We start from the raw sequence: 23,854 nt of genomic DNA on the forward strand, positions 1-23,854 counted from the left end.
TCCGGCCCCCCTGATTTTGTGGTTTGCGGGTCTTGCCCGGTGCTCACAGCAGCGCTTTCACCTTGGCGGCGATCGCTTCCGGCGTGATGCCGAATTCGGCATAGAGCCGCTCGGCCGGGGCGGAGGCGCCAAAGCCCTCCATGCCGACGAAATCGGCTTTCTTCTCGGAGCCGCGCTCGCCCAGAAGCCAGCGGTCCCAGGGTTGGCGGATCGCGGCCTCAACGGCCACGCGCACCGCGCCGGGCGGCAGGATCTTGCGCCGGTAGGCCTCGGGCTGGGCGGCAAAAAGCTCCATGCAGGGCATCGAGACCACGCGGGTGCCAATCGCCTCCGCTTGCAGGAGGTCGCGTGCCTTGAGCGCGATCTCCACCTCCGAGCCCGTCGCCATCAGGATCGCCTGACGTTTGCCCGCCGCTTCTGCGATCACATAAGCGCCTTGTGCGGTCAGGTTTTTCTGGTTGTGGGCGGTGCGCAGCGTGGGCAGGTTCTGGCGGCTCAGCGCCAGCACCGAGGGGGTGCGCTCCGACGAGAGCGCCAGCTCCCACGCCTCGGCGGTCTCGATCACATCGGCGGGGCGGAAGGTCCAGGTGTTGGGGGTGGCACGGCAGATCGCCAGATGCTCGACCGGCTGGTGAGTCGGCCCGTCTTCGCCAAGGCCGATGCTGTCATGCGTCATCACATAGACCGTGGGCACGCCCATCAGCGCCGAGAGCCGCATCGCGCCGCGCGCGTAATCGGTGAAGCAAAAGAAGGTGCCGCCATAGGGGCGCACGCCGCCATGCAGCCACATCCCGTTCATCGCCGCCGCCATCGCATGTTCGCGAATGCCGTAGCGCATGTAGCGGCCCTTGCGATTGTCGGGCATGAAGTCGGAAATATCGCTCGTTTTCGTCAGGTTCGAGCCGGTGAGGTCGGCCGAGCCGCCAATGGTTTCGGGCACGACCGGGTTGACCGCGGCCAGCACCATTTCCGAGGCTTTGCGAGTCGCCACTTTCGGCGCGGCTTCCGAGTTCGCCTTCTTGAAGGCGCGGATCGCGGTGGCGAGTTTCTTCGGCACGCCCCGGCTCATCTGCCGCTCGAACTCGGCCTTTTTCGTGGGCGACAGCGCATCGAGGCGCGCGGCCCAGGCGGCATGCTCCGCCGCGCCCCTGGCGCCAATCGCTTCCCAGTCCGCCTTGATATCGGCCGGGATTTCGAACGGGCCATGCGGCCAGCCGTAAACCTCGCGCGTCGCCTTGATCTCGTCGCCGCCGAGGGGGGCGCCGTGCACGGCATAGCTGTCGGCCTTGTTGGGCGCGCCAAAGCCGATGATCGTTTTGCAGTCGACAAGCACCGGGGCTTTGGCCTTTTTCGCCTCGGTCAGCGCGCGGTCGATATCGGCCGGGTCATGGCCGTCGCAGCTCAAGACCACCCAACCCGAGGCGGCAAAGCGCGCGCGCTGATCGGTCTTGTCGGAGACCGTCACCCGGCCATCGATGGTGATGTTGTTGTTGTCCCAAAGCACGATCAGGTTGTCGAGTTCCTGCTTGCCCGCGAGCCCGATCGCCTCCTGGCTGATGCCCTCCATCAGGCAGCCGTCGCCCGCGATCACCCAGATCTTGTGATCAACGACAGATTTGCCAAAGCGCGCCGCCATGGATTTTTCGGCAATCGCCATGCCGACGGCGGTGGAAATGCCCTGGCCGAGCGGGCCGGTCGTCGTTTCCACGCCCTCAAGATGGCCGAACTCCGGGTGCCCCGCCATCCGCGCGCCCCATTGCCGGAAGTTTTTCACCTCTTCCAGAGTCGCCTGTTCGTAGCCGGTGAGATGGAGCAGCGCGTAAAGCAGCATCGAGCCGTGGCCGGCAGAGAGCACAAACCGGTCCCGATCCGCCCAGTTCGGCGCTTTTGCATCGAATTTCAGGTGGTTGCGGTAAAGCACGGTCGCCACATCGGCCATGCCCATCGGCATGCCGGGGTGCCCGGAATTGGCCGCCTGCACGGCGTCGATTGCCAGCACGCGGATCGCGGTGGCAAGCTTCCAGTGGTCGGGGTGGGCGGCACGCAGCGCGGCGATGTCCATGGGGGCGTCCTTTTCGTGGAGCGGGTTCTTGGAACGGGTGTCGGCCCCCGTGATAACAGGGATCGGGGCAATATCAAGCACACCCCCCAAGTGGTTGAGGTAAAAGGGTGGGAGAAGATTGTCGCAGCGGATAAACTAAAAGGCGAGCCGGAGTGCCTTGCGATTCGCGGCCCGCTTTTGGGGGGCGCAGCGCAGGTGAACGCCGTGGCAATGAACACAACGGGGCCAGAGGGGCGAAGGCTGCGCAGGGCGCGGGCCGCGCCGATCCGGGCTCCCGCAGAGGACCAGACGAGGAGACCGAATGACGGATCTGGCAGAGTATGAGCGCCGCATAGCCTATGCGCTCGAACGGATCGGGCGGGGCGTTGAAACGCTGACGCAGCGTCCCTCCGCTCCTGCGCCCGAGGCGGTGCCCGAACCGCCCGAACCGGTCGCGCCGCCCGAGCCTGTGGTGGTGATTGATACTGCGCAAGTCGAGGCGCTGGAGGCAGAGCTTGCGGTCGAGCGTATGGCGCTTGCCGCGGAGCGGGCAGCGCTGGAGGCTGAGCGCGCAGCCAATACGCAGCTCACCGAGCGGGTGCGGGCGATCCGCGAGAAGCAGGAGACGACGCTTGTCACGCTGGAGCGGCGGCTCGCGCAGGCCACCCGTGCGCTGGAGGCGGTGCAGGCGGAGGCAAACCGGCTCAAGCGCGCCAATGCCGATCTTTTGGAGGTCAACCGCAGTCTGGTCGAGGCGGGCGACGTGATGGCGGCAGCGCAGGTGAACCGGGCGATGCAGGCGGAGCTGGAAGCTTTGCGCGCGGCGCGGTCCTGGGAGATGGCGGAGCTTGCGGAGATTCTCGCCGGGCTTGAGCCGATCGTGGCGGCGCATGCAAAGGCGCCGTCGAATGGGCCCGCGGCGCGCGAGGGGGTGGAGCATGGCTGATCTGCGCATCGTGATTGGCGGGCGGGATTTCGACGTCTCCTGCCAAGAGGGGGAAGAGCATTTTCTGCAAGCCGCGGCGGCGCTTCTGGATGCCGAGGCATCGGTCTTGACCGGGCAGATGGGGCGGATCCCGGAAAACCGGATGCTGTTGATGGCGGGGCTGATGCTTGCCGACAAGGCGGCGGGCACCGAGGATAACCTGCGCCAGTTGCGCGCCCGCGTGGCGGAACTGGAGGCGGCGCTGGCCGAGGCAAAGGCAAACCCGCAGCGTATCGAAGTGCCGGTGATCCCGACGGAAGTGACCGATACTCTGGCCGAAATTGCCGCGCGTGCGGAGGCGATGGCGGAGCGGGTGGAAGAGGCCGCAGAAGGCTGAGGAGGCGCCTTGCCTTTCGCCTGGTGCTGCTGCAACGGCCCGGGAGACGGTCCGGACAGGGGCTTTCGCCTCGGCCTTGCCGAGGCGACCCGCCGGGGGGCTTCGCCCCCCGGACCCCCCTTGTTCAAATGACCCGCGCCCATGCTGACCTGCGCCCTTGCTTGCCGGGCTGTCCTGAGGCTCTCTTTCGCCCTGCCCGGGGCAGGGCGACCCGCGCGGGGGCTGCGCCCCCGCGATTGCGGGTTTACCGGCCCCCCGGGGGGCTCCGGGGACCACAGGCGCGGCCACGGCGATTTATAACTTTAAGTCAGGTGATTTTCGCCTTCCGTGATCCGGTTGTCGGTCGCGCCTTCCCGCGAGACCATGCGCCTTTCCCTCGCAAAACACCTTCGCGCGCGGATCGCTCGGCCTTCCCGGCGCGGCGCACCACGTCTTGTCTTGGAACAAGGGGGCAGCGGGGGGGCCGGGGGGCGGCAGCCCCCCGGCGGGTCGCTTCGGCCCTGCCGAAGCGAAAGACCGCGTCACACCTTGACCCGCGCGCCGGTCTCGGTCACATGAACCCATGGTTCCGCTCGACAAACTCGACCAGATCACGGCGCGTTTCGACTTTCTCGAAGCGAAGCTCCATACCGCGCTCGCCCCCGCCGAGATCGCCACCCTTTCGCGGGAATACAGCGATCTGCGCCCGGTCGCGCAGGAAATCGCCGCCTATCGCGCCGCGCTTGGTGATTTGGCCGAGGCCGAGGGCTGGCTCGCCGATCCCGAGATGCGCGCACTCGCCGAGGAGGAGCTGCCGCGCCTCAAGGCCCGCATCCCCGAGATGGAGCAGGCGCTGCGCATCGCGCTTTTGCCCAAAGATGCCGCCGATGCCCGCCCCGCAATCCTTGAAATCCGCCCCGGCACCGGCGGGGAGGAGGCGGCGCTCTTCGCCCATGACCTCTGGCGCATGTATGAGCGCCACGCCGAGCGCATGGGCTGGCGCTTCGAGCGGCTGGAATTTGCGCCCACTGAGCTCGGCGGCCTCAAGGAAGGCATGGCGCGGATCGAGGGCGAGGGGGTCTTTGCGCGGCTCAAATACGAAAGCGGCGTGCACCGCGTGCAGCGCGTGCCGGAAACCGAGGCGGGCGGGCGCATCCATACCTCGGCCGCCACGGTCGCCGTGCTCCCCGAGGCGGAAGAGGTGGATATCGACATTCCCGCCTCCGACATCCGCATTGATACGATGCGTTCCTCGGGCGCGGGCGGGCAACACGTCAACACCACCGATTCGGCGGTGCGCATCACCCACCTGCCCAGCGGCATCGTTGTCACCTCGTCCGAAAAGAGCCAGCACCAGAACCGTGCCGTCGCCATGGCGGTGCTGCGCGCGCGGCTTTACGAGCGCGAGCGCGAGCGCCTTGCGAGCGCGCGCACCGAAAGCCGGCGCGCGCAAGTGGGCACCGGCGACCGCTCGGAGCGCATCCGCACCTACAACTTCCCGCAGGGGCGGATGACTGACCACCGCATCAACCTCACCCTTTACGCGCTGCCGCAGATCCTCGGTGGCGATCTGGGCGAGGTGATCGACGCGCTTGTTGCGCATGACCAGGCCGAAAAACTCGCGGAGATGGATGGATGAAGGTTCAGATCGCTTTGATGCTGGGGATGCGCCAGCTCGAGGGCGCGGGGATCGAGGGCGCCTCGACCGATGCGCGCCGGCTTCTGGCCCATGCGCTCGATCTGCCCGCCGAGCGGCTGTTTCGGGCTGTGAACGATGAGCTCCCGGAAGAGTGTCACAAGCGCTACCTCAAATATCTCAGCGCCCGCGAGTCGCGCCAGCCCGTGGCGCAGATCATCGGCGCGCGCGCGTTCTGGACGCACGAGTTCCGCGTCACCCGCGACACGCTCGACCCGCGCCCCGAGACCGAGCTTCTGGTCGAAGTGGCGCTTGAGGCGCCGTTTGCGCGCGTGCTCGACCTTGGCACCGGCACCGGCTGCGTGGTGCTTTCCCTTCTGGCGGAGCGGCCCGGGGCGAAGGGCGTGGCGACCGATATTTCCGAGCCCGCGCTTGCCGTTGCGCAGGAAAACGCGGCCCGGCTGAAGCTCTCCGAGCGGGTGCAGTTTTTGCACAGCGACTGGTTTCACGGCGTCGAGGGGCGGTTTGACCTGATCGTTTCAAACCCGCCCTATATCACCGAGGCCGAGATGGACGAACTGGCCCCGGAGGTGCGCGACTGGGAGCCGCACAGCGCGCTCACGCCCGGCGGCGACGGCCTTGGCGCCTATCGCGCCATTGCCTTTGGCGCCTTTGCGCGGCTCAGGCCCGGGGGGCGGCTCGCGGTGGAGATCGGCCCGACTCAGGGCGCGGCGGTGAGCGCGATGCTCGCGGCGCAGGGGTTTGATCTGCTCGAACTGCGGCAGGATCTGGGCGGGCGGGATCGCGTTGTGCTGGCCCATCGCCCCGGCGGCGCGCCTTCGGGCAATGCGGGCTGATATCCGCCGAAAAGCATAAAATTGCCGCTTTCCCCCCTTCGAGCGCAATTTCCGGCTTGCGCAGTCATGGGGGACATGTTTAGTCAGCGCTGTGGCAGGGGAGCTTTCGCTCCCCCCATGATTTCAGCTTACACCTCGGGTTTGGTCATGGCAGCGCCTGCTGCGGGTGGCACCCGATGACGGGCGCCGTTTTCCGGTCCGGCCCAGACCCAACGCCCCTGGGGGCACAACAGACGCAGGCTCATGAGATCCTCCAAGTCCCGTTCGCGCAACAAGTCGAACCGTCAGCGCAGCATCGGCAATGTCATCAACCGTGTCTTCGACAGCTCCGGGCCCGAGGGCAAGGTGCGCGGCACGCCGCAGCAGATCATCGAGAAATATCTCGCGCTGGCGCGCGATGCGCAGCTCGGCAACGACCGCGTGGCAGAGCAGAACTTCCTGCAGCATGCCGAGCATTACACCCGCATGCTGGGCGAGGCGCAGCGCGAACTGGCCCGCGAGCAGGAAGAGCGCAACCGCAATTACCCGTCGAACGGCCAGAACAATGGTCAGAACGGCGGCCAGAACAATGGTCAGAACACGGCCCAGAACGGCGCTCCGGCGGCCTCTGGCGGTCAGGCTCCGGGCGGGCCGCAGGGCAGCGCTCAGGGCGGTGGGGCTCAGGGCGGCGGTGTGCAGAGCGGTGGGTCCGAGACCGCCGCGGCGCCCCTGCGCGAGCGTGCGCCCGAGGCGCCCCGTTATGAAGAGCCGCGCTACGATGGCGCGCCGGTGATGATGCCCGATTTCTTCGCCGCCGAGGACGAAGGACCGGGCCTTGTGGAAACACCCGAGGCCCGTCAGGCCGAGACCCGTGTGTCCGAGGCGCGCCCCCCGCGCAAGGCGCATGAACCGGCTGCGGCCCCCGCCGTGACCGAAGAGGCCGAGGCCTCCGAAGCCGCCGCGCCGAAGGCCGAGAAAGCCGCCAGGCCCGCGCCGCGCCCGCGTGCGCCGCGCAAACCCAAGGCGGAAGGCGCCGCGCCGAAAGCGCCCAAGGCGCCCAAGGCGGAAAAGCTGGCCCCGCCCGAGGCGCCCGCCGCCGAGTAACCGGCCCGAGCCCTCATCCGTGTTTGCAGCGCCGCGCCCCTTGGGGCGCGGTTTGCGTTTGAGCGCGCTTCAGGCGCGGACAAGAAGGCGCGCGAGAGTGCAGAACTGCTCAAGGCTCACCCGTTCGGCGCGCTCGGTCGGGGCGATCCCTGCCGCCTCCAGAAGCGCCTCGATCTCGGGATGCAGCCCCTTGAGCGAGGAGCGCAGCATCTTGCGGCGCTGGTTGAAACCCGCGGCCACCACCCGTTCCAGCGTTTTGGCATCGGCCTCATACCGGGGCGCAGGCAGCGCCTTGAGATGCACCACCGCCGAATGCACCTTGGGCGCGGGCTGGAACGCCTCGGGGGGCAGGCTCATGACAATCCGCGCCTCGGTGCGCCATTGCGCCAAAATGGCCAGCCGCCCGTAATGGGTGTCGCCCACCTTCGCGGTGATGCGCTGCGCGACCTCCTTTTGGAACATCAGCGTCAGGCTCTCCCAGGCGGGGGGCCATGCAGGCGGCGTGAGCCAGCGCACCAGAAGCTCTGTGCCCACGTTATAGGGCAGGTTCGCGGCAATCTTGTAAGGGGGGCTGAGATGGGCCGCCACATCGACGGCCAGCGCATCGCCCTGAATCACCGCGAGCCGCCCGGGGTAATGCGCCGCAATTTCGGCCAGCGCGGGCAGGCAGCGGCTGTCTTTTTCCACCGCGAGCACCTTGCGCGCGCCTTCGGCCAAAAGCCCGCGGGTAAGCCCGCCCGGGCCCGGCCCCACTTCCAGCACATCGAAACCAGACAGATCTCCGGCCGCGCGCGCAATCTTCGCGGTCAGGTTCAGATCGAGCAAAAAGTTCTGCCCAAGCGATTTTTTCGCCACCAGATCATGCGTGGCGATCACCTCGCGCAGGGGCGGCAAACCGTCAATCGCTGCCATGCCGTGCCCTTTCATCTTGCCGTAAATATCCCGGGGGTGCGGGGGCAGCGCCCCCGCGGGCTCGGCCCTCAGCCGCGCCGCGCCGCGCCCATTTTCGCAGCCATCCTGAGCGCCGCCATCAGGCTTTGCGGGCTCGCCTTGCCGGTGCCCGCAATGTCATAGGCGGTGCCATGGTCGGGCGAGGTGCGCACGAAGGGCAGCCCCAGCGTCACATTCACGCCGCCATCGAAATCGAGCGTCTTGATCGGGATCAGCGCCTGATCATGATAGGCGCAGATCGCCGCATCATACCGGTCGCGCGCGGCGGGGTGGAACATCGTATCGGGCGGCAACGGGCCGGAGAGCGCATAGCCCTCGGCGCGCAGGCTCTCGACCACGGGGCCGATCCAGTCCATCTCTTCGGTCCCCATCGCGCCGCCTTCGCCCGCATGCGGGTTGAGCCCCGCCACGGCAAGGCGCGGATTGGCAATGCCAAAATCGCGGGCGAGCCCCTCGGCGGTGATCTGCACCGTGTCGCGCAAGAGCGCCGGGGTGAAGGCGTCGAGCACATCGCGCAGCGCAATATGGATCGTTGCAGGCACCACCCGGCAAGGCGGCGTGACCCGCTCCGAGGCGAGCATCATCACCACTTTGGCGCCGCCCGCGAGATGGGCAAGGTATTCGGTATGGCCCGGAAAGGCGAAACCCGCGCCGTCTTTCAGCACTTTCTTGTTGATCGGCGCGGTGGTCAGCGCCAGCCCCTCGCCGCGCATCACCAGATCGACCCCGCGCGCGATCACCTCGATCACGGCGCCCGCATTGGCGGGGTCGGGCTGGCCCGGCACGGCCGCGGCGGGGAAGGCATGGGGCAGCACACACAGCGCCGCGCCCGCATGGGTCATCGCCTCTGCGGGGCTGTCGATCTCGCGCAGCCTGGTGCCGCGCGGCAGATGCGCCGGATCGCCGATCCAGGCAAAGGGCAGCGATGCGCCAAGCGCTTGCCAGGCGCGCACGGCAAGTTCCGGCCCAACGCCCGACGGGTCGCCACAGGTCAAGATCACCGGCCGGTCAAGCGTATCGCGCTCCGGTGCGGCAGGTTCGGCCGGAAATTCGGCGGGAAATTCGGCGGGGCTCATTTGCGCACGATCACCGCGGCGGCCTTCAAAGAGGCCAGCAATTGATCCGACATCGTGTTGATGCGGGCATTGATAAGCTCGTTGCGGGCGGCATCGCGCGAGGGGCCGGTCTCGCCCAGATCGGCGTTGAGCGCGCGACCGCGCTCGCACAGCATCACCAGAACATCGGTGCCACCGCGGCGCAGCACCGCGGTTTCGCCCAGATCGAGCTGCGGCAGGACCGCGCCGATATCGGCAGGCACCGCGCCCGCCCGTGCGTCCTCAACCCGCACCAGCCGGTCTGCCGGGAGCCCACGCGCCACGGTGTAAAGATCATCGCAGCGATGCGCATTCGCGGCCACCTTGGCGGCAAGCGCGGCGCTCTCGGCGCTGCCCGTGGCCCCAAGCGTCAGAGTGGCGTAATCGACCGCACGCGCAGAGGGCGCCACGTCGCCCCCCTCGTCGAAGCCGCGCATGAAGAACACCGCCACCGCACCGGGGGTGGAAAGCGGCGCCGTGGTGCGGCCCGGGCGCAGGTTTGCCACCGCGCTGCGCACCTCGACCGGAAGCGCCTCGATCGGCATCCAGTCGAGCCGACCGCCCTTGGTCGCGCTTGGCGCCGACGAGAGATCGCGGGCCACTTGCGCAAATTCGGCCTCGGTGCGGGCCACGGAGGCGCGGCGCGCCTTGGCCATGGCCTCGGCCTCGCCGCCGCCGCCAATGCGCACCACAACCTCGGAAAGCAGCACCTTCGCGCGCTCGGCGCGCGGCGTCACCAGCCGCAGGGCGCGGTCGACATCCGCATCCGAGACCGTCACACGGCCAACGAAATTGGCCTTCACGACCTCGCGCCAGATCACCCCGGCGGAGACGAAATCGCGGTAGGTCTGCGCATCGACGCCGTTTTCCCCGAGCGCCTTGACGAAGTCCTCAGCACTCAGATTGGCGCGGCTGGCAAATTCGGCCATGCCGTCCGTCACCGCCTGTTCGTTCAGGCTCACCCCGTCCTGCCGCGCTTTCCATTGCCGCAGCCGGTCTTCGATCAGCGCATCCTCGGCCAGCTTGCGCACATCTCCGGTGGCGCCCAGAAGCTCCATGAATTTCTGCCGCTGCGCGACCTCATAGCCGGTGATCGCCATGTCGTTGACGATGATCACCGGGGCAAAGGGCGAGCCCGATTGCGCGCGTGCAGGCAGCCCTATGAGGCCGAGCACCATCACCAGCGAAAGCACGATCAGCGCGGCCAGGCGCGGCGCGAGAAGCGAGGAGAAATGCCGTGTCATCCGTTCCGTCTTCCGTTCTCAATCAAGGGCTTGCGGGGTCTCAGCGCCGACAGAGCCGCTCCGGTCCGCCACTCGATCCTTGCGCGCCGAAGCCCGCAAGCTGCACCGAAAGGCCCAGATCCGTTTCGGGCTCCACACTAGAGGAGGATGTGAACCGACGCGAGAGAGAAAGCTCGACGCTAACGCATTCGTTGGAATATTGCAGCCCGAACGCCGCCTTGGCGGCGCGATCCGCCGTGAGGTCGTAGCGGGTCGAGAGCGTGGAGCGCCAGCCCGGCCGCCAGTCCCAGCCGGATTCGAGCAGCAACTCCGAGGTCTCGGAGTTGAAGGCGGTTTGCTCCATCCACAGGTATCCGGCGGAGAAATTGAGCCCGTCTCCGAGATAGGCGACGCGCAGCTCGTCGCGGTCAAGGTCGAAATCTTCCGTCAGCAGCGCTCGGTTCGAGATGATCATCCCGGTCGCGCTGCTCAGATGGGTGGCGATGAGCCAGTCCGAGCGCTTGCCCGAAAGGCCGGAGCCGAGCGCGAACTGGCCCAGATCGTCAAGCCGGTAGATCCGCCCCGCGGTGACGCCGAGCGACCAGCCCGAGGAATCGTGCCGTGACCAGCTGAGCCCGAGGTTCGCCCGCGTGCCCTGTTCGCGCGCATCTTCGCCCGGGTAGCGGGTCAGGGAAAACAGGTTGCCCTCGTCAAATTCGGTCAGCCAGCTGTCCTCGTAGGGAACGCGCTTCACATGCTTGCCCGACCAGACGAGTTGCGCCACCGGCTCGATCACCTGCACCGCACGTCCCGCGCTCGCCACCCAGGGCCAGCGCAGCTCGACCCCCAAGGTCGGCACCGCGCGCAGGTAATCGCCTGCGTAAACATCGTCTTGCCGCACCGTGATCGCATCGACCGCCAGCGCGCCTTCGGCGGCGGCGAGCACGCCCGAGGGCAGAAGCCAGTTGCGCCGCCAGTCTGCCTCAGCCGAGAGCCGCACCATGTCGCGCCCGTCAGATTCGGTGTCGAAAAGATCGGTGTCCTCGTCGCCCGCAAAGGCATCGTTGGTGCGGTCCGAGGCGCGGCGATGGGCGTGCAGGCTCCCCGAAACGCTGAGTTCGCCGCCGATCAGCTCGGGGCGGAACACCTTGGTCCAGCGCGCATCGCCCGAAAGCATTGGCTCGGTGGTGTTGCTCTCGCCATCGCGCAAGCTGTGGGTGTTGCCCACTTTCGCCCAGATCAACTCGGTCGCGCGCACGCGCTCGAGGGTAAGGCCGGACCACAGCCGGTCGTCATCGGTGATGTCGTAGTTGAGCAGGTAGGAGGGGTCTGAAACGGTGCGGATCTGCGCCCCGAGCGTGAAATCGCCGGGCAGGGCAAAGCGACCGTCGGCAAACAGATAGCCGCGCGTTTTGCCGGGGCGGATCGAGTCATGGCTCAGCGCGCCTTCGATCTGATAGCTGCCCCAGTTCTGCGCCACGCGGTAGCGCAGCCCCAGCGTGCTGGAGTGGGAGGCGGCCAGATAGGGCGTCAGCGTCAGGTCGCGCGAGGGCGAGAGCGCGAAGAAATAGGGCAGCGCGATCCCGGGGCCCAGCAGCGAGGTGGTGCGGAAGGTGGGGCGCAGCACGCCCGACATCCGCGTCACCGTCGGGTCGGGCATGCGCAGCTTGGGCAGCCACATCAGCGGCACGCCCATGGCGCGGAACTGCGCCTGATCGAACACGAGCTGATGCGTGGTTGTGTCATGGGTGATCGTGCGTGCGCGGATCTCCCACAGCGGGGTCGGGTCGGAGGCGCAGATCCGGCACGATGAGGCCACCACCTCGCGCAAGATGGTGCGCGTGCCGTCTTGCCGCTCCAGCCGGTTCGCGGCGAGCTGCAATTCGCGCGAGAGCACCATCCGCGCGCCATACATCACCCCGTTTTGCAGATCGCGGCTCAGTTGCGCCTGATCGGCCAGGATCACCGAACCGGTTGCGCCGGGTTCGACCATGCGGATCGGCCCCTCGATCGTGAGCCGATCCTCGGCCTGATCATAAATGAGCCGCGTCGCGTTCAGGCGGTGTTCGTGCCAATACACCTCGACATCGCCTTCGGCGGTGATCCGGTTCTGCCCGGTGATCTCGATCCGGTCGGCAAGCAGCGTGGCCGCATCGGAAATCGGCGCCGAGGCGGGCGGCGTGAGGGTCTCTTGCGCCAGCACCGGGGGGGCGGCCAGCGCGAGCACGGTCGCGGTGGCCAGCGCAACGCGGGCGAGGGGAGCTTGAAGCGGGCGGGGGGGCATCATCCCTCCTCCTGTTGCAGCACGAGCGCAAGCGCCAGCATCGCGGCAATTGCGGGCGGGGCCCAGCCCGCCAGCGTTGCCGCGATCTGGCCATTGTCGCCCAGAACCTGCGCCATGTTACGCAAGAAAAACACCGAAAGCCCGGCCAGAAGCGCCAGCAAGACGCGCCCGCCCGTGCCGCCAAAGCGTGTCGGGCGCATCGTGAAAGCCGCCGCCACAAGCACCATCGCCGCCAGCATAAGCGGTTGCGAGAGCTCCATTTGCAGCCAGACCTGATGCCGCCGCGGCGAGAAGCCCGCCGCGGCGAGCGCGCGGATGAAGGTGGGCAGATCCCAGATCGGCACCGCAGAGGGGGCATCGAAACTGTCGGCAATGCTTTGTGCGGTCAGGGTCGAGGGCAGGCGCAGGCTGGTGGCGCGCAGCGCGTCGCGCTCGGGATTGGTGGAGCTGCCGAGCGGCCAATCCTTGGCATCATGCAGATACCACGCGCCCCGGCCAAGCTGCGCGGTGGCCGCATCAATGCGGCGGATCGGGCCGCGGGTATCGTCAAAGATCATGAAGCTGACATCATAGAGCGCGGTCGCCTCGGTATTGCCGCGCAGCGCATGAATCACCGCCTGGCCACCGTCGGCGGTGCCCTGGCGCATCCAGATCCCCTCGCGGCTGACCGAGACGGTCTGCATCCCCTCCGCCTTCATCGCGCCCTCGATCTCGTCGGCCCGCTTGGTCGTGGCCGAAACGATCGGATTGCCGATCATCACCAGCGCCACCCCGAGCAGCAGCGCCACCATCACCGGCGCGATCAGCATGCGCAGGGCAGAGCGCCCGGCGGCGCGGATCACCACCAGTTCGGAGGAGCGCGCGAGGTTGAGAAACAGCACCACCGCGGCCAGCACGGTGATCAGCGGAAAGATCCGGTAGACGGTTTTGGGCAGGCTCAGCGCGGCGAGAAGCGCAGCGTCGGAAAGGCCGCCCTGTTGCGCGGTGAGCCCGCGCAACTGCTCGACGATTTCAATCAGGAACAAAACGCCGATGAAGGCGCCGGCAACGATGCCAAGCGCCCGCAGGAACCGCCGCGCGATATAGAGCGAAAGCGTCATGGCGTGGCCCCCGGGGCGGCGCCGGCCACAGGCGGGCAGCGCGGACGCGTGCGCCCGGCCCAGCCCAGCAACACCATGGCGGCAACAAGGCCGATCAGCGGCGGGAGATAATAAAGGCCCCAGAGTTCGGGCGCGCTGCGGGTGGCGGAGGTAGCAAGGTTGACGAGCGTCTGCAAGATGATCAGCCCGACCACGGCGGCGGCCATCTGCCGCCACAGGCCAAAGCGGGAAAACCCGCCCAGAAACATTGCCGCCGCGGCCAGAAGCGCGGCCACCGGCGCCATCAGCGGTTGCGCGAGCCGGTCATGGAGTTCGCGGGCCGCCTCTTCGGGGCGCGCTTCCGTGGCGGCCAGAAGCGCCGCGGAGGGCGCAACCAGCTGCCAGCTCGGCAAGGTCTCCAGCTGAGGCCGCGCCACCGTATCCGGCCCGATCGCGACGCCAAGATCATAGGTGAAATCGGAAAACCGGGTCTGGGCCAGAGATTCATCCGCCTCGCGCAGGGTTTGCGCCACCCCGTCGAACATCACGAGCTTCGGACCGGCATCGGAGGGCACGATCAGCGCCTTTTCGGCGGTGTAGATCGTCTGCAGCCCCGGCGTGCGGGCATCGTAAAGGAAAAGGTCGAGCAATTCGCCAAGATCCGAGATCTTGCGGATGTAGAGCGTGAGCCCTTCGGCCGGGTTCTCGAAGCTGCCCTCGGTGAGGAATTTTGCGGAAATGTCTTGCGAGACCTGCGCCTGTCGTTCGACCAGCCGCGCCTTGGCCGCGGGCACGAGCACATGCACGAGCACAAGCATCAGGCAGGCGACAATCAGCCCGAACACCGCAACCGGGCGGGCCAGCCGCCACGGGCTTGCGCCCGCGGCCTGCATCACCACCAGTTCGGATTCGCCCGCGAGCCGGTTGAGCGCGTAAAGCGTGGCCGCAAAGGCGGCAACCGGCAGCACAAGGCGGATCGCATTGGGCAGGGTAAGGGCGGTGAATTCAAGCACCACCCAGGCGGTCTGCCCGTCAGAAATAAGCTTGTCGAACAGCAAAACGGCACGGTTGATCCAGTAGACCGAAACCAGCACCAGCGCGAAAAAGCCAAACAAGGCCATCAGCTGGGACAGAAGATATCGGTCCAGTTGTTTCAAACCTGCCTCGCTCCGGGTGTTTTCTCTTCTCTAGCGCGGCTTTCGGGCCGGGGAAAGCCCCGGCTGCCGGGGGATCGGCGGCGCCCCGCTATACAAGCGCGCCCGAAGCCACTAGGCTCGACGCCCGAAAACGCCCCTTATCCAGATCTTCGCAGGAAATCCCATGATCCATCCCGTTGCGCTCCGCTTTTCCGCCCCCGATGCCGAAGTGCTGGCCCGCCGGGAGGGCCGGCTGGCGCTGATCGTCCCCGCCGACGGCAAGCTCGGGGCGCTTGGCCGCCGGCTGGACCGTCTCACCCGGGGCGCGCTCAAGCGCGCGCTTGGCTCCGAGGCCTGGGGCAAGGTCAAGGTCGGCGAATCGCTCGAGCTTGGCTTTCCGGGCGGGCTCGCCTGTGAGGCGCTCGCGCTGATCAAGCTAGAGCGCAAGGCGACGGAGGCAGAGGCGCGCAAGGCGGGCGCCACCGTGGCGAAGCGGCTTTCGGAGACCGGCGCGCTGGTGATGGCCGAAAATCACCCCCGCGCCGCCGCCGTGGCCTTTGGTCTTGCGCTGCGGGCCTATCGCTGCAGCTACAGCAGCGAAGAGGCAAAACCCTTTGGCCCGGTCGAGATGATGGTGGCGCATCCCGAGGCCGTGGCCGCGGAGGCCGCACCCCATGCCGCGCTCGCCGAGGGGGTGTTTTTCACCCGCGATCTGGTGAATGCGCCCGCAAACATCCTGACCACCGATGATTTCGCCGCGCGGCTGGCCGCGATGCAGGAGCTGGGCCTCGAGGTCGAGATCCTTGAGGAGGAAGAGCTCGCCAAGATCGGCTTCCGTGCGCTTCTGGCGGTGGGGCAGGGCTCGGAGAGCCCGTCCAAGGTGGTGGTGATGCGCTGGAACGGGGGCGCCGAGGGCGCGGCCCCGCTCGCGCTGGTGGGCAAGGGCGTGTGCTTTGATTCGGGCGGCATCTCGATCAAGCCCGCCGCGGGCATGGAAGAGATGACGATGGACATGGGCGGGGCCGCCGTCGTGGCGGGGGTCATGCGCACGCTGGCGATGCGCAAGGCGCGTGCCAATGTGGTCGGGCTCGTGGGTCTTGTCGAGAACATGCCCGACGGGCGGGCGCAACGGCCCGGCGACATCGTGAAGAGCCTCAAGGGCGACACGATCGAGGTGATCAACACCGATGCCGAGGGGCGGCTCGTGCTGGCCGATGTGCTCTGGTATGCGCAGGAGCGGTTCCAGCCCGCCGCGGTGATCGACCTTGCCACGCTGACCGGCGCGATCATCGTTGCGCTCGGCCATGAGCATGCGGGCGTTTTCACCAATGACGACAAGTTCATGGCGAGCGTTCTTGAGGCGGCACGTGCGGAGGACGAAGGGGCTTGGCCGATGCCGCTCACGCCCGGCTATGAGCCGCTGATCAAGTCGCGGCTGGCCGATATCAAGAACACCGGCGGGCGCTGGGGCGGCGCCGTCACCGCTGCGGCCTTCCTCAAGCGCTTCGTGCGCGACGAGGTGCCGTGGTGCCATATCGACATTGCCGGTGTTGCGCTGCCGCCGGGCGAAACGGCGCTCGCGCCGAAGGGCGCGACCGGCTGGGGGGTGATGACGCTCGACCGGCTGGTGCGGACCCGTTTCGAGGCCTGAGATGCCCGCGCTGTTTTACCACGTCACGCAATCGCCGGTGGAGGCGGTGGTGGAAACGCTGCTCACCCGCGCGCTCTCACAGGGCTGGCGGGTGGAGTTGCGCGGCACCGATCCCGCGCGCATGGACTGGCTCGACCAGAAGCTCTGGCTTGGCCCCGAGGAAGGGTTCTTGCCGCACGGGCTTGCGGGGGGGCCGCATGATGCGCTGCAGCCGGTGCTGTTGACCGTCAGCCCCCGGCCCGAAGGGCGCGAAGCGGTGATGACGGTTGATGGCGCGGAGGTCGCGGCTGAAGAGGTGGCGCGCGCCGAGCGGGTCTGGATCCTGTTTGACGGGCGCAACGAGACGGCGGTGGAGCGCGCGCGCACACAATGGAAAACGCTCACCGCGGCCGGAGCCAAGGCGCAATACTGGAGCGAAGAGGGCGGCCGCTGGGAGAAAAAGGCGGAACGCTGAGGGTCTCGCTCCGCTAGAGCGGAGCGACCCGCCGGGGGCTCCGCCCCCGGACCCCCGGGATATTTGGACAAAGTCGAAAGACAGGGATCTTGGGGCGGTTCGCGCGCGGGGCGGAGGCCACAGGCCGCGCGGCGGGCTCCTGCGCCTGAAGCCTCTTCACACGCCGCCTTCGACTTTGTTCAAATATCCTGGGGGGTCCGGGGGGCGAAGCCCCCCGGCGGGTCGCCTCGGCCTTGCCGAGGCGAAAGAGCCGTTTAAGACGCAGCCGCCGCGGTTACTCGGCGGCCTTCATCTCGAAGCCCTTGCCGATCTGGTCCGAGGGCGCCACCGGGTAATCCCCGGAGAAGCAGGCGTCGCAATATTGCGGGCAGGCCGCATTGCGCCCCGCGGCCTCGCCCGCGGCGCGATAAAGCCCGTCGAGCGAGATGAACTTGAGCGAGGTGACGCCGATCCAGTCGCGCATCTCGTCTTCGCTCATCCGCGCGGCGAGCAGCTTGCCGCGGTCGGGCGTGTCGACGCCGTAAAAGCAGGGCCAGGCGGTGGGCGGGCTGGCAATGCGGAAATGCACCTCTGCCGCGCCTGCATCGAGGATCATTTCCTTGATCTTGCGCGAGGTGGTGCCGCGCACGACCGAGTCGTCGACCAGCACCACGCGTTTGCCGCGCACCAGCGACTTGTTGACGTTGAGCTTGAGGCGCACGCCCATGTTGCGGATGTGCTCGGTCGGCTCGATGAAGGTGCGGCCCATATACTGGTTGCGGGTGATGCCGAGCGCGAAGGGAATGCCCGATTCATGGCTGTAGCCAATCGCCGCCGGGGTGCCGCTGTCGGGCACGGGGCAAACGAGATCGGCCTCGACCGGCGCTTCGCGGGCGAGTTCCACGCCGATCTGGTGGCGCGTTTCATAGACCGAGCGACCGCCGATCTGGCTGTCGGGGCGCGAGAAATAGACATGTTCGAAGATGCAAAACCGCGGCGTGGCCGGGTGGAACGGGCGGCTCGATTCGATCTTGCCATCCTGAATCACCACCATCTCGCCGGGCGCGATCTCGCGCACGAATTCCGCGCCGATGATGTCGAGCGCGCAGGTTTCGGAGGCGAGCACATAGCCCTGATCGCCCAGCCGCCCCATCACCAGCGGGCGCACGCCCAGCGGGTCGCGCACACCGATGAGCTTGGTGCGCGTCATCGCGATCACCGAAAACGCGCCCTCGACCCGGCGCAGCGCATCGGCGATGCGGTCGGCATGGGTCTTCTGGAACGAGCGCGCCATCAGGTGGATGATGCATTCGCTGTCCGAGCCGGACTGGAAGATCGCCCCGTGTTCGATCAGCTCGCGGCGCAGCGACTCGGCATTGGTGAGGTTGCCGTTATGGGCGACGGCGCAGCCCCCCATCGAGAACTCGCCAAAGAAGGGCTGGATGTCGCGGATCACCGCCGCCTTGGAGCCCGCCGTCGAATAGCGCACATGGCCGATCGCCAAGGGGCCCGGCAGGCTCTCCATCAGGCTCGCCTTGGTGAAATTGTCGCGCACATAGCCAAAGCGATGCGCCGAGTTGAAGCCTTTTTGGGGGTCATGGGCGACGATCCCGCCCGCTTCCTGTCCGCGATGCTGAAGCGCATGAAGCCCGAGCGCCACAAAGTTCGCAGCATCGGCAAGGCCGATGGCGCCAAAGATGCCGCATTCCTCCTTCAGCTTGTCGTCGTCGAACGGATGCGACAGGAAGGTCTTTTCAGCTGCGGTCATGGGAGGGCTCCAGATCGGGCGGGCGTGGCCGCGCTTTAACGCGAAACAGGAGGGCTGTTAAGCCCTCCCGCCCGGAAATCGTTATCGAAGTGTCACGTTTTTGCGCGTGGCCTCAGTTGCTGGCAGGGGCAGGGGTGCTGTTGCCTGCCGGGGCGGCACATTTGGCCACCAGCGCCTCATAGCGCCCGACGATCCAGCCCGGCGCATCTTCGGGCATGCTCTCGTCCATTTTTTCCGACATCGCCATGAACACTTTGGCCGAGCGCGAATTGTCCACCATCGGGATCGCTTCGGCGCTCACCAGCCGGTCATAAACGATGAAGGCCGCCGCGATCAGGATCACGCCGCGGGCCACGCCAAAGAGAAAGCCAAGCCCCTGATCGAGCCCGCCAAGGGCCGAGCGCTGCACCGCAGACGCAAAGAGCGGCGTGAGGATGGAAAAGACCACCAGAGCCAAGGCGAACACCGCGGCAAAGCCGCCGATCGTGGCCAGCTCGCAGCTGTCGGCGAGGAATTTGTTGAGCACCGGCAGTTGCGCGATCAGCGGGCGCGCCGCATCGGCGAATGTGTAGGCCACAACGGCCGCGGCAATCCAGCCGATGATGGCGAGCCCCTCGCGCACGAAGCCACGGCTGTAGGCGAGCACCGCCGACAGAATGATGGTAATCGCCACGATAGCGTCGACGATGGTGAAACCTTCCATACCGGCTGTCCCCGTGCCCGCGCGACGCTATCCTGCGCCGAACATGTCCCCAACGAATGTCACGAGATCGGGCAGCTTGCGCAGCGCCATCCCCGCGCTGCCCTCGACTTTGGTGCCGACGGGCAGGATCGCCTGTGAGAAACCAAGTTTCTCCGCCTCTTTCAACCTGTTTTCCGCCTGACCGACCGGACGCAGCGCCGCGGAGAGGGAGATTTCGCCGAAAATTACGAGGTCTGGCGGAAGTGCAACATCTTCGCGCGCACTGAGCAGCGCCGCGGCGAGCGCCAGATCGGCGGCGGGTTCGAGCACCTTGAGCCCGCCCGCAACGTTCAAAAACACGTCGAGCCCGGCAAAAGGAATGCCGCAGCGGCTTTCGAGCACGGCGAGGATGGTGGAGACCCGCCCCGAATCGAGCCCCACCACGGTGCGGCGGGGGCTTGCGAGCGAGGAGGGGGCAACAAGTGCCTGAATTTCGGTCAGCACGGGCCGCGTGCCCTCGATTCCCGCAAAGACGGCCGAGCCGGGCGCGGGCTGGCCGCGCTCGCTCAAAAACAGCGCCGAGGGGTTGGCCACTTCGGCCAGGCCGCCCCCTGTCATTTCGAACACGCCGATCTCCGAGGCCGGGCCGAAGCGGTTTTTTACCGCGCGCAGGATGCGGAACTGGTGCCCGCGCTCGCCCTCGAAATAAAGCACCGTGTCAACCATGTGCTCGACCACGCGGGGCCCGGCGATCTGGCCCTCTTTGGTGACATGGCCCACGAGCACCACCGAGACCCCGCGCGATTTCGCAAAGGTGACAAGCTCATGGGCGGCCGCGCGCACCTGGCTTACCGAGCCGGGCGCGGCCTCGACCATGTCGGCCCACATCGTCTGGATCGAATCGATCACCACGAGGTCGGGCCGTTCCGCCTCGAGCGTGGTGAGAATGTCGCGCAGGTTGGTTTCGGCGCCGAGTTGCACCGGGGCATCGGCGAGCCCCAGCCGGGCGGCGCGCATGCGCACCTGCGCCGAGGCTTCCTCGCCCGAGATGTAGAGGCATTTGAGCCCGCGCCGCGCGAAGGCCGCCACCGCCTGCAACAGCAGCGTCGATTTGCCGATGCCGGGGTCGCCGCCCACAAGGATTGCCGAGGCGGGCACCAGCCCGCCGCCCAGCACCCGGTCAAATTCCGCCATCCCGCACAGGGTGCGCGGCGGCGGCGCCTCTTCGGTGGCAAGCGTGGTCAGGTCGATGCGCCGCCCCTTGGCGCCGCCAAGGCTTTTCGAGGCGGGGCCGGAGGCGGAGAGCGGCGCCTCCTCGATGATCGAATTCCAGGCGCCGCAGGCGTCGCAACGCCCCGACCATTTGCGGTGAACGGCACCGCATTCGGTGCAGGTGAAAGAAGCGGATGCTTTGGCCATGCGCCCTTGTGGCAGAGCCGCGCGCGCCGGGCAAGCGCGCGCGGCGGGGCCTTGAGGGCTCAGAGGAAGATGAAATCCTCCTTGCCGAGGCTGGAGAGCCCGAGCACAAGGATGGTCTGGCCGTCGTAGCTCAACTGCACCGCCGTTGCGCCCTCGTAGGTCACTGTTTCCGGGTCGAGCGCGTCAAAATAGGCCTGCAGGCCGCTGCCGCCCGGCGCCTTTTCCACCCCGACGAGGCGGATCAGATCCTCGCCGCGGCTGAAATCGGTGAGGATGTCGACATTGTCTTCGGTGCCGGCGTTGAACAGGAACACATCTGCGCCGGTGCCGCCGGTCATCGTGTCGTTCCCCTCGCCGCCGTTGATCATGTCATCGCCCGCATCGCCAAAAATGCGGTCGTGGCGCCCGCCTCCGGCGAGGAAATCATCGCCCGCGCCGCCGCGGATCGTGTCATCGCCCTCGCCGCCGCCGATGGTGTCGTTGTTGGCATCGCCCGAGAGGCTGTCGCGGCCCGAGCCGCCGCCCATCGCGTCATTGCCATCGCCGCCCAGAAGCGTGTCATTGCCGAAGCTCGCGCCCATCACGTCGTTGCCGATGCCGCCGCCCATGGAATCGTCGCCCGCGCCGCCGTTCACGGTGTCATTGCCGGCAGAGCCGAGGAGCGTGTCATCGCCCATGCCGCCGCCCATGAAATCGTTGCCGGTGCCGCCGTCCATGCTGTCGTTGTCGAGCCCGCCGCCCATCAGGTCATCACCGTCACCGCCCGAGAGCGAATCCGCCCCCTCGGCGCCAGAGATGTTGTCATCGCCCGGCCCGCCGTCGACGGTATCGTTGCCCGCGCCGCCGCGCAGGCCGTCATCGCCCGCCCCGCCCGAGAGCGAGTCGTTGCCGTCATCGCCCGAGAGAAGGTCGTCGCCCTCCGCGCCGCTCAGCGTGTCGGCGCCCGCCGTGCCCTCAAGCGTCAGATCCACCGGCCCCGCCGCCGCCACCGTGGCAGACACCGCCGAGGTGACGCTCTCATGCGTGCCGAAGAGGTCGGTATAGCTCAGCCGCGCTGCGATCACATGGCCCTGATCGGCGGCGGTGAGCGTGTAGCTGGCTGCGGTCGCGCCCGAGATCACCGTGCCGTCGCGCAGCCATTGCCAGCCGAGGGTGGGGGCGTTGATGCCATCGGCATCGGCTACGCTCGAGCTGGCGGTGAGCACCGCGCCCACCTGCGCCGTGCCTGCAAGCGTTACCGCGCCGGTCGGCGCCGCATTCACGTTGGTGATGGTCCAGGTGACGCTGTCGGAGGTGGTGAGGATGCCGTCCGATGCTGTCACCGTTACCGACATCGGCGCGCCCCCCGCCACGGCGGCCACCGTGCCCGAGATCACCGAGCCCGACAGGCTCAGCCCCGCCGCGAGGCCCGTCACCGTGTAGCTCAGGCTGTCGCCATCGGCATCGGAGAAGTAATCCGCCAGATCGAGCGCGATCGTGCCCTCGGCATGGGTGAGCGTTGCGGGCAGGGTCGAGACCGGCGCATCGCCGATCACATAATCCGCCAGCGCTTCCCAGGTGTAGGTGTGGGAGCTGTAGCTGTTGTAATAGAACAGCACCGTCTCCACGCCGCGCAGCGTGGTGCCATTATAAACGAGCGTATCGGCCGAAACCGCCGAGAGGAGCGATTGCGAGAAGTCGCCGTCGAAGATCACGGTGTCGCTGCCCGCGCCGCCGTCGAGCGTATCGCCGCTGCCGCCCACGAGCGTGTCATCGCCCGCCCCGCCCGAGAGGCTGTCATTGCCCGCGCCGCCATCGAGATAATCCGTCCCTGCGGAGCCGGTGAGCGTGTCATTTCCCTCGCGCCCGAACATCGCCGCGCCGGCGGCGGCGGCGGTCAGCGCATCGGCGCCGGTGGTGCCAAGCTGGTCTTCCATCAGCCGCCACGTCAGCACTTCGGGGCCATCGCCGTTCCAGCTGTCATTGCCTTCGATCAGGGCGAGATACTGGCCATTGCCGAGCAGCGCAAATTCCGGCGGGACGTTGTAATAGGTGGTGTCATCGTCGGGCACATGGCTTTGGGTGAGCACGAAGCGGCCATCCACCAGAGCGTTGTCCGCATCAAAGCGGTAGCCATAGGTCGTGTAGGCGGGGTTGTAGCCCGAATACATCGCGGTGATCAGGAACCCGCCATCCGAAGTCGCCGTGGCGCGGATGTCGACGTAATAGCTCCCCAGCTCCATCGCATCGGTGAGCGGGGTGCCATCTGCCGCAAACCGGCGCCAGTATCCGCTTTCCTCGCCGCGCCAGGCCACCACGAAATCGCCGTTCTCGAGCACGGCGATCGAGCCTCCCTCAGCCCAAGTGTCGGTCGCCTGGCTGATCATGAAGGCCGAACCGATCGCGGTGCCCGAGGCGCTGTAAATCTGCCCCATCACCGCAGGATCTTCACTCACATTGCCCGGCGCCCCCTCGCCGCCACGCATCACCACGATATAGGTGCCATTGTCGAGCGCCGCGATATCGGAAGTGGAGCTTACCAGATCCCAGCCATAGGAGATGCTGCCGACCCAGGGGGTGACTTGCGCGATCGGACTGGCGGCGATGCCGGTGGCGCTGAAGGTCTGGGTATAGATCGTGCTTGCGCCCACATATTGCGCCAGCATCCCGGCGTAGGTTCCGTCGAGCGAAAGCGCGAACCCGCCCCCTTCCAGCGCCGTCAGAGCCGCGCTGCCTGCACTCGCATGCACCGAGACATATTCGTTACGGCTTTCCAGATAGCGGTCTGGCAACTCGACGGTGACATCGTTCAGCAGCCCGCCCGCGGCGGTGAAGGTCTGCACGCGGTAATCGAGCGTGTCCGGGTCTTCCCAGGCGATCGCATAGCCGCCCCCCGCGAGCCCGGTGGCGACAGGGTGGTAATAGTTGCTGATATAGGCCACGCCTTCGACATGCTCGATCACGATCTGTCCGCCGACGGCATTGCCCGAAGCATCATAGCGTTGCGCCGTAACTTCGCGGTCATAGCCGGAGACCGCGTTGGCGAGCCGCTGCTCGAACACGACAAGCGCGCCGCCATCGGCGAGGGGGGTGATGCTGGAGTGATACTGGTTGCCGGTGCTGTCGTCGTGGGCATGGGTCGAGCCAGCGGCGGGCACAAGATGATAGGTCATTGTAAAACCTTTCCTGCTACGGCCTTGAACGGGCCGTTACCTTTGAGGAGGTGCCGTGGAGACC

18 protein-coding genes are annotated in these 23,854 nt (G+C 67.4%); 7 read left to right on the plus strand and 11 right to left on the minus strand.

Going from position 1 to position 23,854, the window contains the following annotated elements; translation table 11 throughout:
* Positions 1 to 43: 43 nt before the first annotated feature.
* Positions 44 to 2,062 (minus strand): transketolase, encoded by a 2,019-nt coding sequence (tkt, locus tag ACFSM0_RS13420; protein ID WP_377391250.1) that lies wholly within the window; start codon positions 2,060 to 2,062, stop codon positions 44 to 46.
* Between the two features lie 301 nt (positions 2,063 to 2,363).
* Here tkt and ACFSM0_RS13425 point away from each other — a divergent pair, with 301 nt between their 5' ends.
* The 5 genes from ACFSM0_RS13425 to ACFSM0_RS13445 all read left to right on the plus strand — a co-directional run bounded on the left by ACFSM0_RS13425 (position 2,364) and on the right by ACFSM0_RS13445 (position 6,918).
* Positions 2,364 to 2,987, plus strand: coding sequence for a hypothetical protein (locus ACFSM0_RS13425; RefSeq protein WP_377391253.1), 624 nt, complete (start codon positions 2,364 to 2,366; stop codon positions 2,985 to 2,987).
* Positions 2,980 to 3,363, plus strand: coding sequence for a cell division protein ZapA (locus tag ACFSM0_RS13430; RefSeq protein WP_377391256.1), 384 nt, complete (start codon positions 2,980 to 2,982; stop codon positions 3,361 to 3,363). The genes ACFSM0_RS13425 and ACFSM0_RS13430 overlap by 8 nt, the downstream gene beginning before the upstream one ends.
* A 562-nt stretch (positions 3,364 to 3,925) precedes the next feature.
* Complete coding sequence (gene prfA / locus ACFSM0_RS13435) at positions 3,926 to 4,981, plus strand: peptide chain release factor 1 (RefSeq protein ID WP_377391259.1); 1,056 nt, start codon at positions 3,926 to 3,928, stop codon at positions 4,979 to 4,981.
* Positions 4,978 to 5,835: a peptide chain release factor N(5)-glutamine methyltransferase gene (gene prmC, locus ACFSM0_RS13440; protein WP_377391262.1), complete on the plus strand. Its 858-nt coding sequence runs from the start codon at positions 4,978 to 4,980 to the stop codon at positions 5,833 to 5,835. Before prfA ends, prmC begins: the two co-directional genes overlap by 4 nt.
* 243 nt (positions 5,836 to 6,078) lie before the next feature.
* Positions 6,079 to 6,918 carry a DUF4167 domain-containing protein gene (locus tag ACFSM0_RS13445; protein ID WP_377391265.1) on the plus strand — a complete coding sequence of 280 codons (840 nt, stop codon included), beginning with the start codon at positions 6,079 to 6,081 and terminating at the stop codon, positions 6,916 to 6,918.
* Positions 6,919 to 6,987: 69 nt separating this feature from the next.
* Here ACFSM0_RS13445 and rsmA read toward each other — a convergent pair whose 3' ends face one another.
* The 6 genes from rsmA to lptF all read right to left on the minus strand — a co-directional run bounded on the left by rsmA (position 6,988) and on the right by lptF (position 14,706).
* A complete protein-coding gene (gene rsmA, locus ACFSM0_RS13450; protein WP_377391268.1) occupies positions 6,988 to 7,830 on the minus strand; it encodes a 16S rRNA (adenine(1518)-N(6)/adenine(1519)-N(6))-dimethyltransferase RsmA in 843 nt (280 codons plus the stop codon).
* Between the two features lie 68 nt (positions 7,831 to 7,898).
* Positions 7,899 to 8,945 (minus strand): 4-hydroxythreonine-4-phosphate dehydrogenase PdxA, encoded by a 1,047-nt coding sequence (gene pdxA / locus ACFSM0_RS13455; RefSeq protein ID WP_377391271.1) that lies wholly within the window; start codon positions 8,943 to 8,945, stop codon positions 7,899 to 7,901.
* Positions 8,942 to 10,207, minus strand: a complete 1,266-nt coding sequence (locus tag ACFSM0_RS13460) for a peptidylprolyl isomerase (protein ID WP_377391274.1) — start codon at positions 10,205 to 10,207, stop codon at positions 8,942 to 8,944. Before ACFSM0_RS13460 ends, pdxA begins: the two co-directional genes overlap by 4 nt.
* A gap of 40 nt (positions 10,208 to 10,247) precedes the next feature.
* Complete coding sequence (locus ACFSM0_RS13465; RefSeq protein WP_377391277.1) at positions 10,248 to 12,473, minus strand: LPS-assembly protein LptD; 2,226 nt, start codon at positions 12,471 to 12,473, stop codon at positions 10,248 to 10,250.
* Positions 12,470 to 13,570 carry an LPS export ABC transporter permease LptG gene (gene lptG / locus ACFSM0_RS13470; protein WP_377391280.1) on the minus strand — a complete coding sequence of 367 codons (1,101 nt, stop codon included), beginning with the start codon at positions 13,568 to 13,570 and terminating at the stop codon, positions 12,470 to 12,472. Before lptG ends, ACFSM0_RS13465 begins: the two co-directional genes overlap by 4 nt.
* Positions 13,567 to 14,706, minus strand: coding sequence for an LPS export ABC transporter permease LptF (gene lptF / locus ACFSM0_RS13475; RefSeq protein ID WP_377391283.1), 1,140 nt, complete (start codon positions 14,704 to 14,706; stop codon positions 13,567 to 13,569). The genes lptG and lptF overlap by 4 nt, the downstream gene beginning before the upstream one ends.
* 163 nt (positions 14,707 to 14,869) lie before the next feature.
* On the opposite strand from lptF, the gene ACFSM0_RS13480 reads away from it, so the two are divergent.
* Positions 14,870 to 16,336, plus strand: coding sequence for a leucyl aminopeptidase (locus ACFSM0_RS13480; RefSeq protein WP_377391286.1), 1,467 nt, complete (start codon positions 14,870 to 14,872; stop codon positions 16,334 to 16,336).
* Between the two features lies 1 nt (position 16,337).
* Complete coding sequence (locus ACFSM0_RS13485) at positions 16,338 to 16,790, plus strand: DNA polymerase III subunit chi (protein ID WP_377391289.1); 453 nt, start codon at positions 16,338 to 16,340, stop codon at positions 16,788 to 16,790.
* Between the two features lie 274 nt (positions 16,791 to 17,064).
* Here the strand turns inward: ACFSM0_RS13485 and purF are convergent, their stop codons facing one another.
* The 4 genes from purF to ACFSM0_RS13505 form a co-directional block, all read right to left on the minus strand.
* Positions 17,065 to 18,537 (minus strand): amidophosphoribosyltransferase, encoded by a 1,473-nt coding sequence (gene purF / locus ACFSM0_RS13490; RefSeq protein ID WP_377391292.1) that lies wholly within the window; start codon positions 18,535 to 18,537, stop codon positions 17,065 to 17,067.
* A 112-nt stretch (positions 18,538 to 18,649) separates the two neighbouring features.
* Positions 18,650 to 19,240, minus strand: a complete 591-nt coding sequence (locus ACFSM0_RS13495; protein WP_377391294.1) for a CvpA family protein — start codon at positions 19,238 to 19,240, stop codon at positions 18,650 to 18,652.
* Positions 19,241 to 19,267: 27 nt separating this feature from the next.
* The gene (radA, locus tag ACFSM0_RS13500; protein ID WP_377391297.1) at positions 19,268 to 20,638 is read right to left on the minus strand and encodes a DNA repair protein RadA; all 1,371 of its coding nucleotides are present in this window, start codon (positions 20,636 to 20,638) and stop codon (positions 19,268 to 19,270) included.
* Between the two features lie 59 nt (positions 20,639 to 20,697).
* Positions 20,698 to 23,790: a calcium-binding protein gene (locus ACFSM0_RS13505; protein ID WP_377391300.1), complete on the minus strand. Its 3,093-nt coding sequence runs from the start codon at positions 23,788 to 23,790 to the stop codon at positions 20,698 to 20,700.
* Positions 23,791 to 23,854 lie beyond the last annotated feature (64 nt).

Source organism: Rhodobacter lacus (assembly GCF_042683065.1).
In the GTDB taxonomy this organism is placed as follows: domain Bacteria; phylum Pseudomonadota; class Alphaproteobacteria; order Rhodobacterales; family Rhodobacteraceae; genus Rhodobacter; species Rhodobacter lacus.

What these genes read in the sequence shown, in the direction of transcription:
- ACFSM0_RS13465 (WP_377391277.1), bottom strand. Translation starts at nt 12,473, where the DNA reads ATGATGCCCCCCCGCCCGCTTCAAGCTCCCCTCGCCCGCGTTGCGCTG.
- ACFSM0_RS13480 (WP_377391286.1), top strand. Translation starts at nt 14,870, where the DNA reads ATGATCCATCCCGTTGCGCTCCGCTTTTCCGCCCCCGATGCCGAAGTG.
- rsmA (WP_377391268.1), bottom strand. Translation starts at nt 7,830, where the DNA reads ATGGCAGCGATTGACGGTTTGCCGCCCCTGCGCGAGGTGATCGCCACG.
- lptG (WP_377391280.1), bottom strand. Translation starts at nt 13,570, where the DNA reads ATGACGCTTTCGCTCTATATCGCGCGGCGGTTCCTGCGGGCGCTTGGC.
- pdxA (WP_377391271.1), bottom strand. Translation starts at nt 8,945, where the DNA reads ATGAGCCCCGCCGAATTTCCCGCCGAATTTCCGGCCGAACCTGCCGCA.
- ACFSM0_RS13495 (WP_377391294.1), bottom strand. Translation starts at nt 19,240, where the DNA reads ATGGAAGGTTTCACCATCGTCGACGCTATCGTGGCGATTACCATCATT.
- ACFSM0_RS13445 (WP_377391265.1), top strand. Translation starts at nt 6,079, where the DNA reads ATGAGATCCTCCAAGTCCCGTTCGCGCAACAAGTCGAACCGTCAGCGC.
- ACFSM0_RS13430 (WP_377391256.1), top strand. Translation starts at nt 2,980, where the DNA reads ATGGCTGATCTGCGCATCGTGATTGGCGGGCGGGATTTCGACGTCTCC.
- prmC (WP_377391262.1), top strand. Translation starts at nt 4,978, where the DNA reads ATGAAGGTTCAGATCGCTTTGATGCTGGGGATGCGCCAGCTCGAGGGC.
- ACFSM0_RS13505 (WP_377391300.1), bottom strand. Translation starts at nt 23,790, where the DNA reads ATGACCTATCATCTTGTGCCCGCCGCTGGCTCGACCCATGCCCACGAC.
- ACFSM0_RS13485 (WP_377391289.1), top strand. Translation starts at nt 16,338, where the DNA reads ATGCCCGCGCTGTTTTACCACGTCACGCAATCGCCGGTGGAGGCGGTG.
- tkt (WP_377391250.1), bottom strand. Translation starts at nt 2,062, where the DNA reads ATGGACATCGCCGCGCTGCGTGCCGCCCACCCCGACCACTGGAAGCTT.
- purF (WP_377391292.1), bottom strand. Translation starts at nt 18,537, where the DNA reads ATGACCGCAGCTGAAAAGACCTTCCTGTCGCATCCGTTCGACGACGAC.
- ACFSM0_RS13425 (WP_377391253.1), top strand. Translation starts at nt 2,364, where the DNA reads ATGACGGATCTGGCAGAGTATGAGCGCCGCATAGCCTATGCGCTCGAA.
- ACFSM0_RS13460 (WP_377391274.1), bottom strand. Translation starts at nt 10,207, where the DNA reads ATGACACGGCATTTCTCCTCGCTTCTCGCGCCGCGCCTGGCCGCGCTG.
- radA (WP_377391297.1), bottom strand. Translation starts at nt 20,638, where the DNA reads ATGGCCAAAGCATCCGCTTCTTTCACCTGCACCGAATGCGGTGCCGTT.
- prfA (WP_377391259.1), top strand. Translation starts at nt 3,926, where the DNA reads ATGGTTCCGCTCGACAAACTCGACCAGATCACGGCGCGTTTCGACTTT.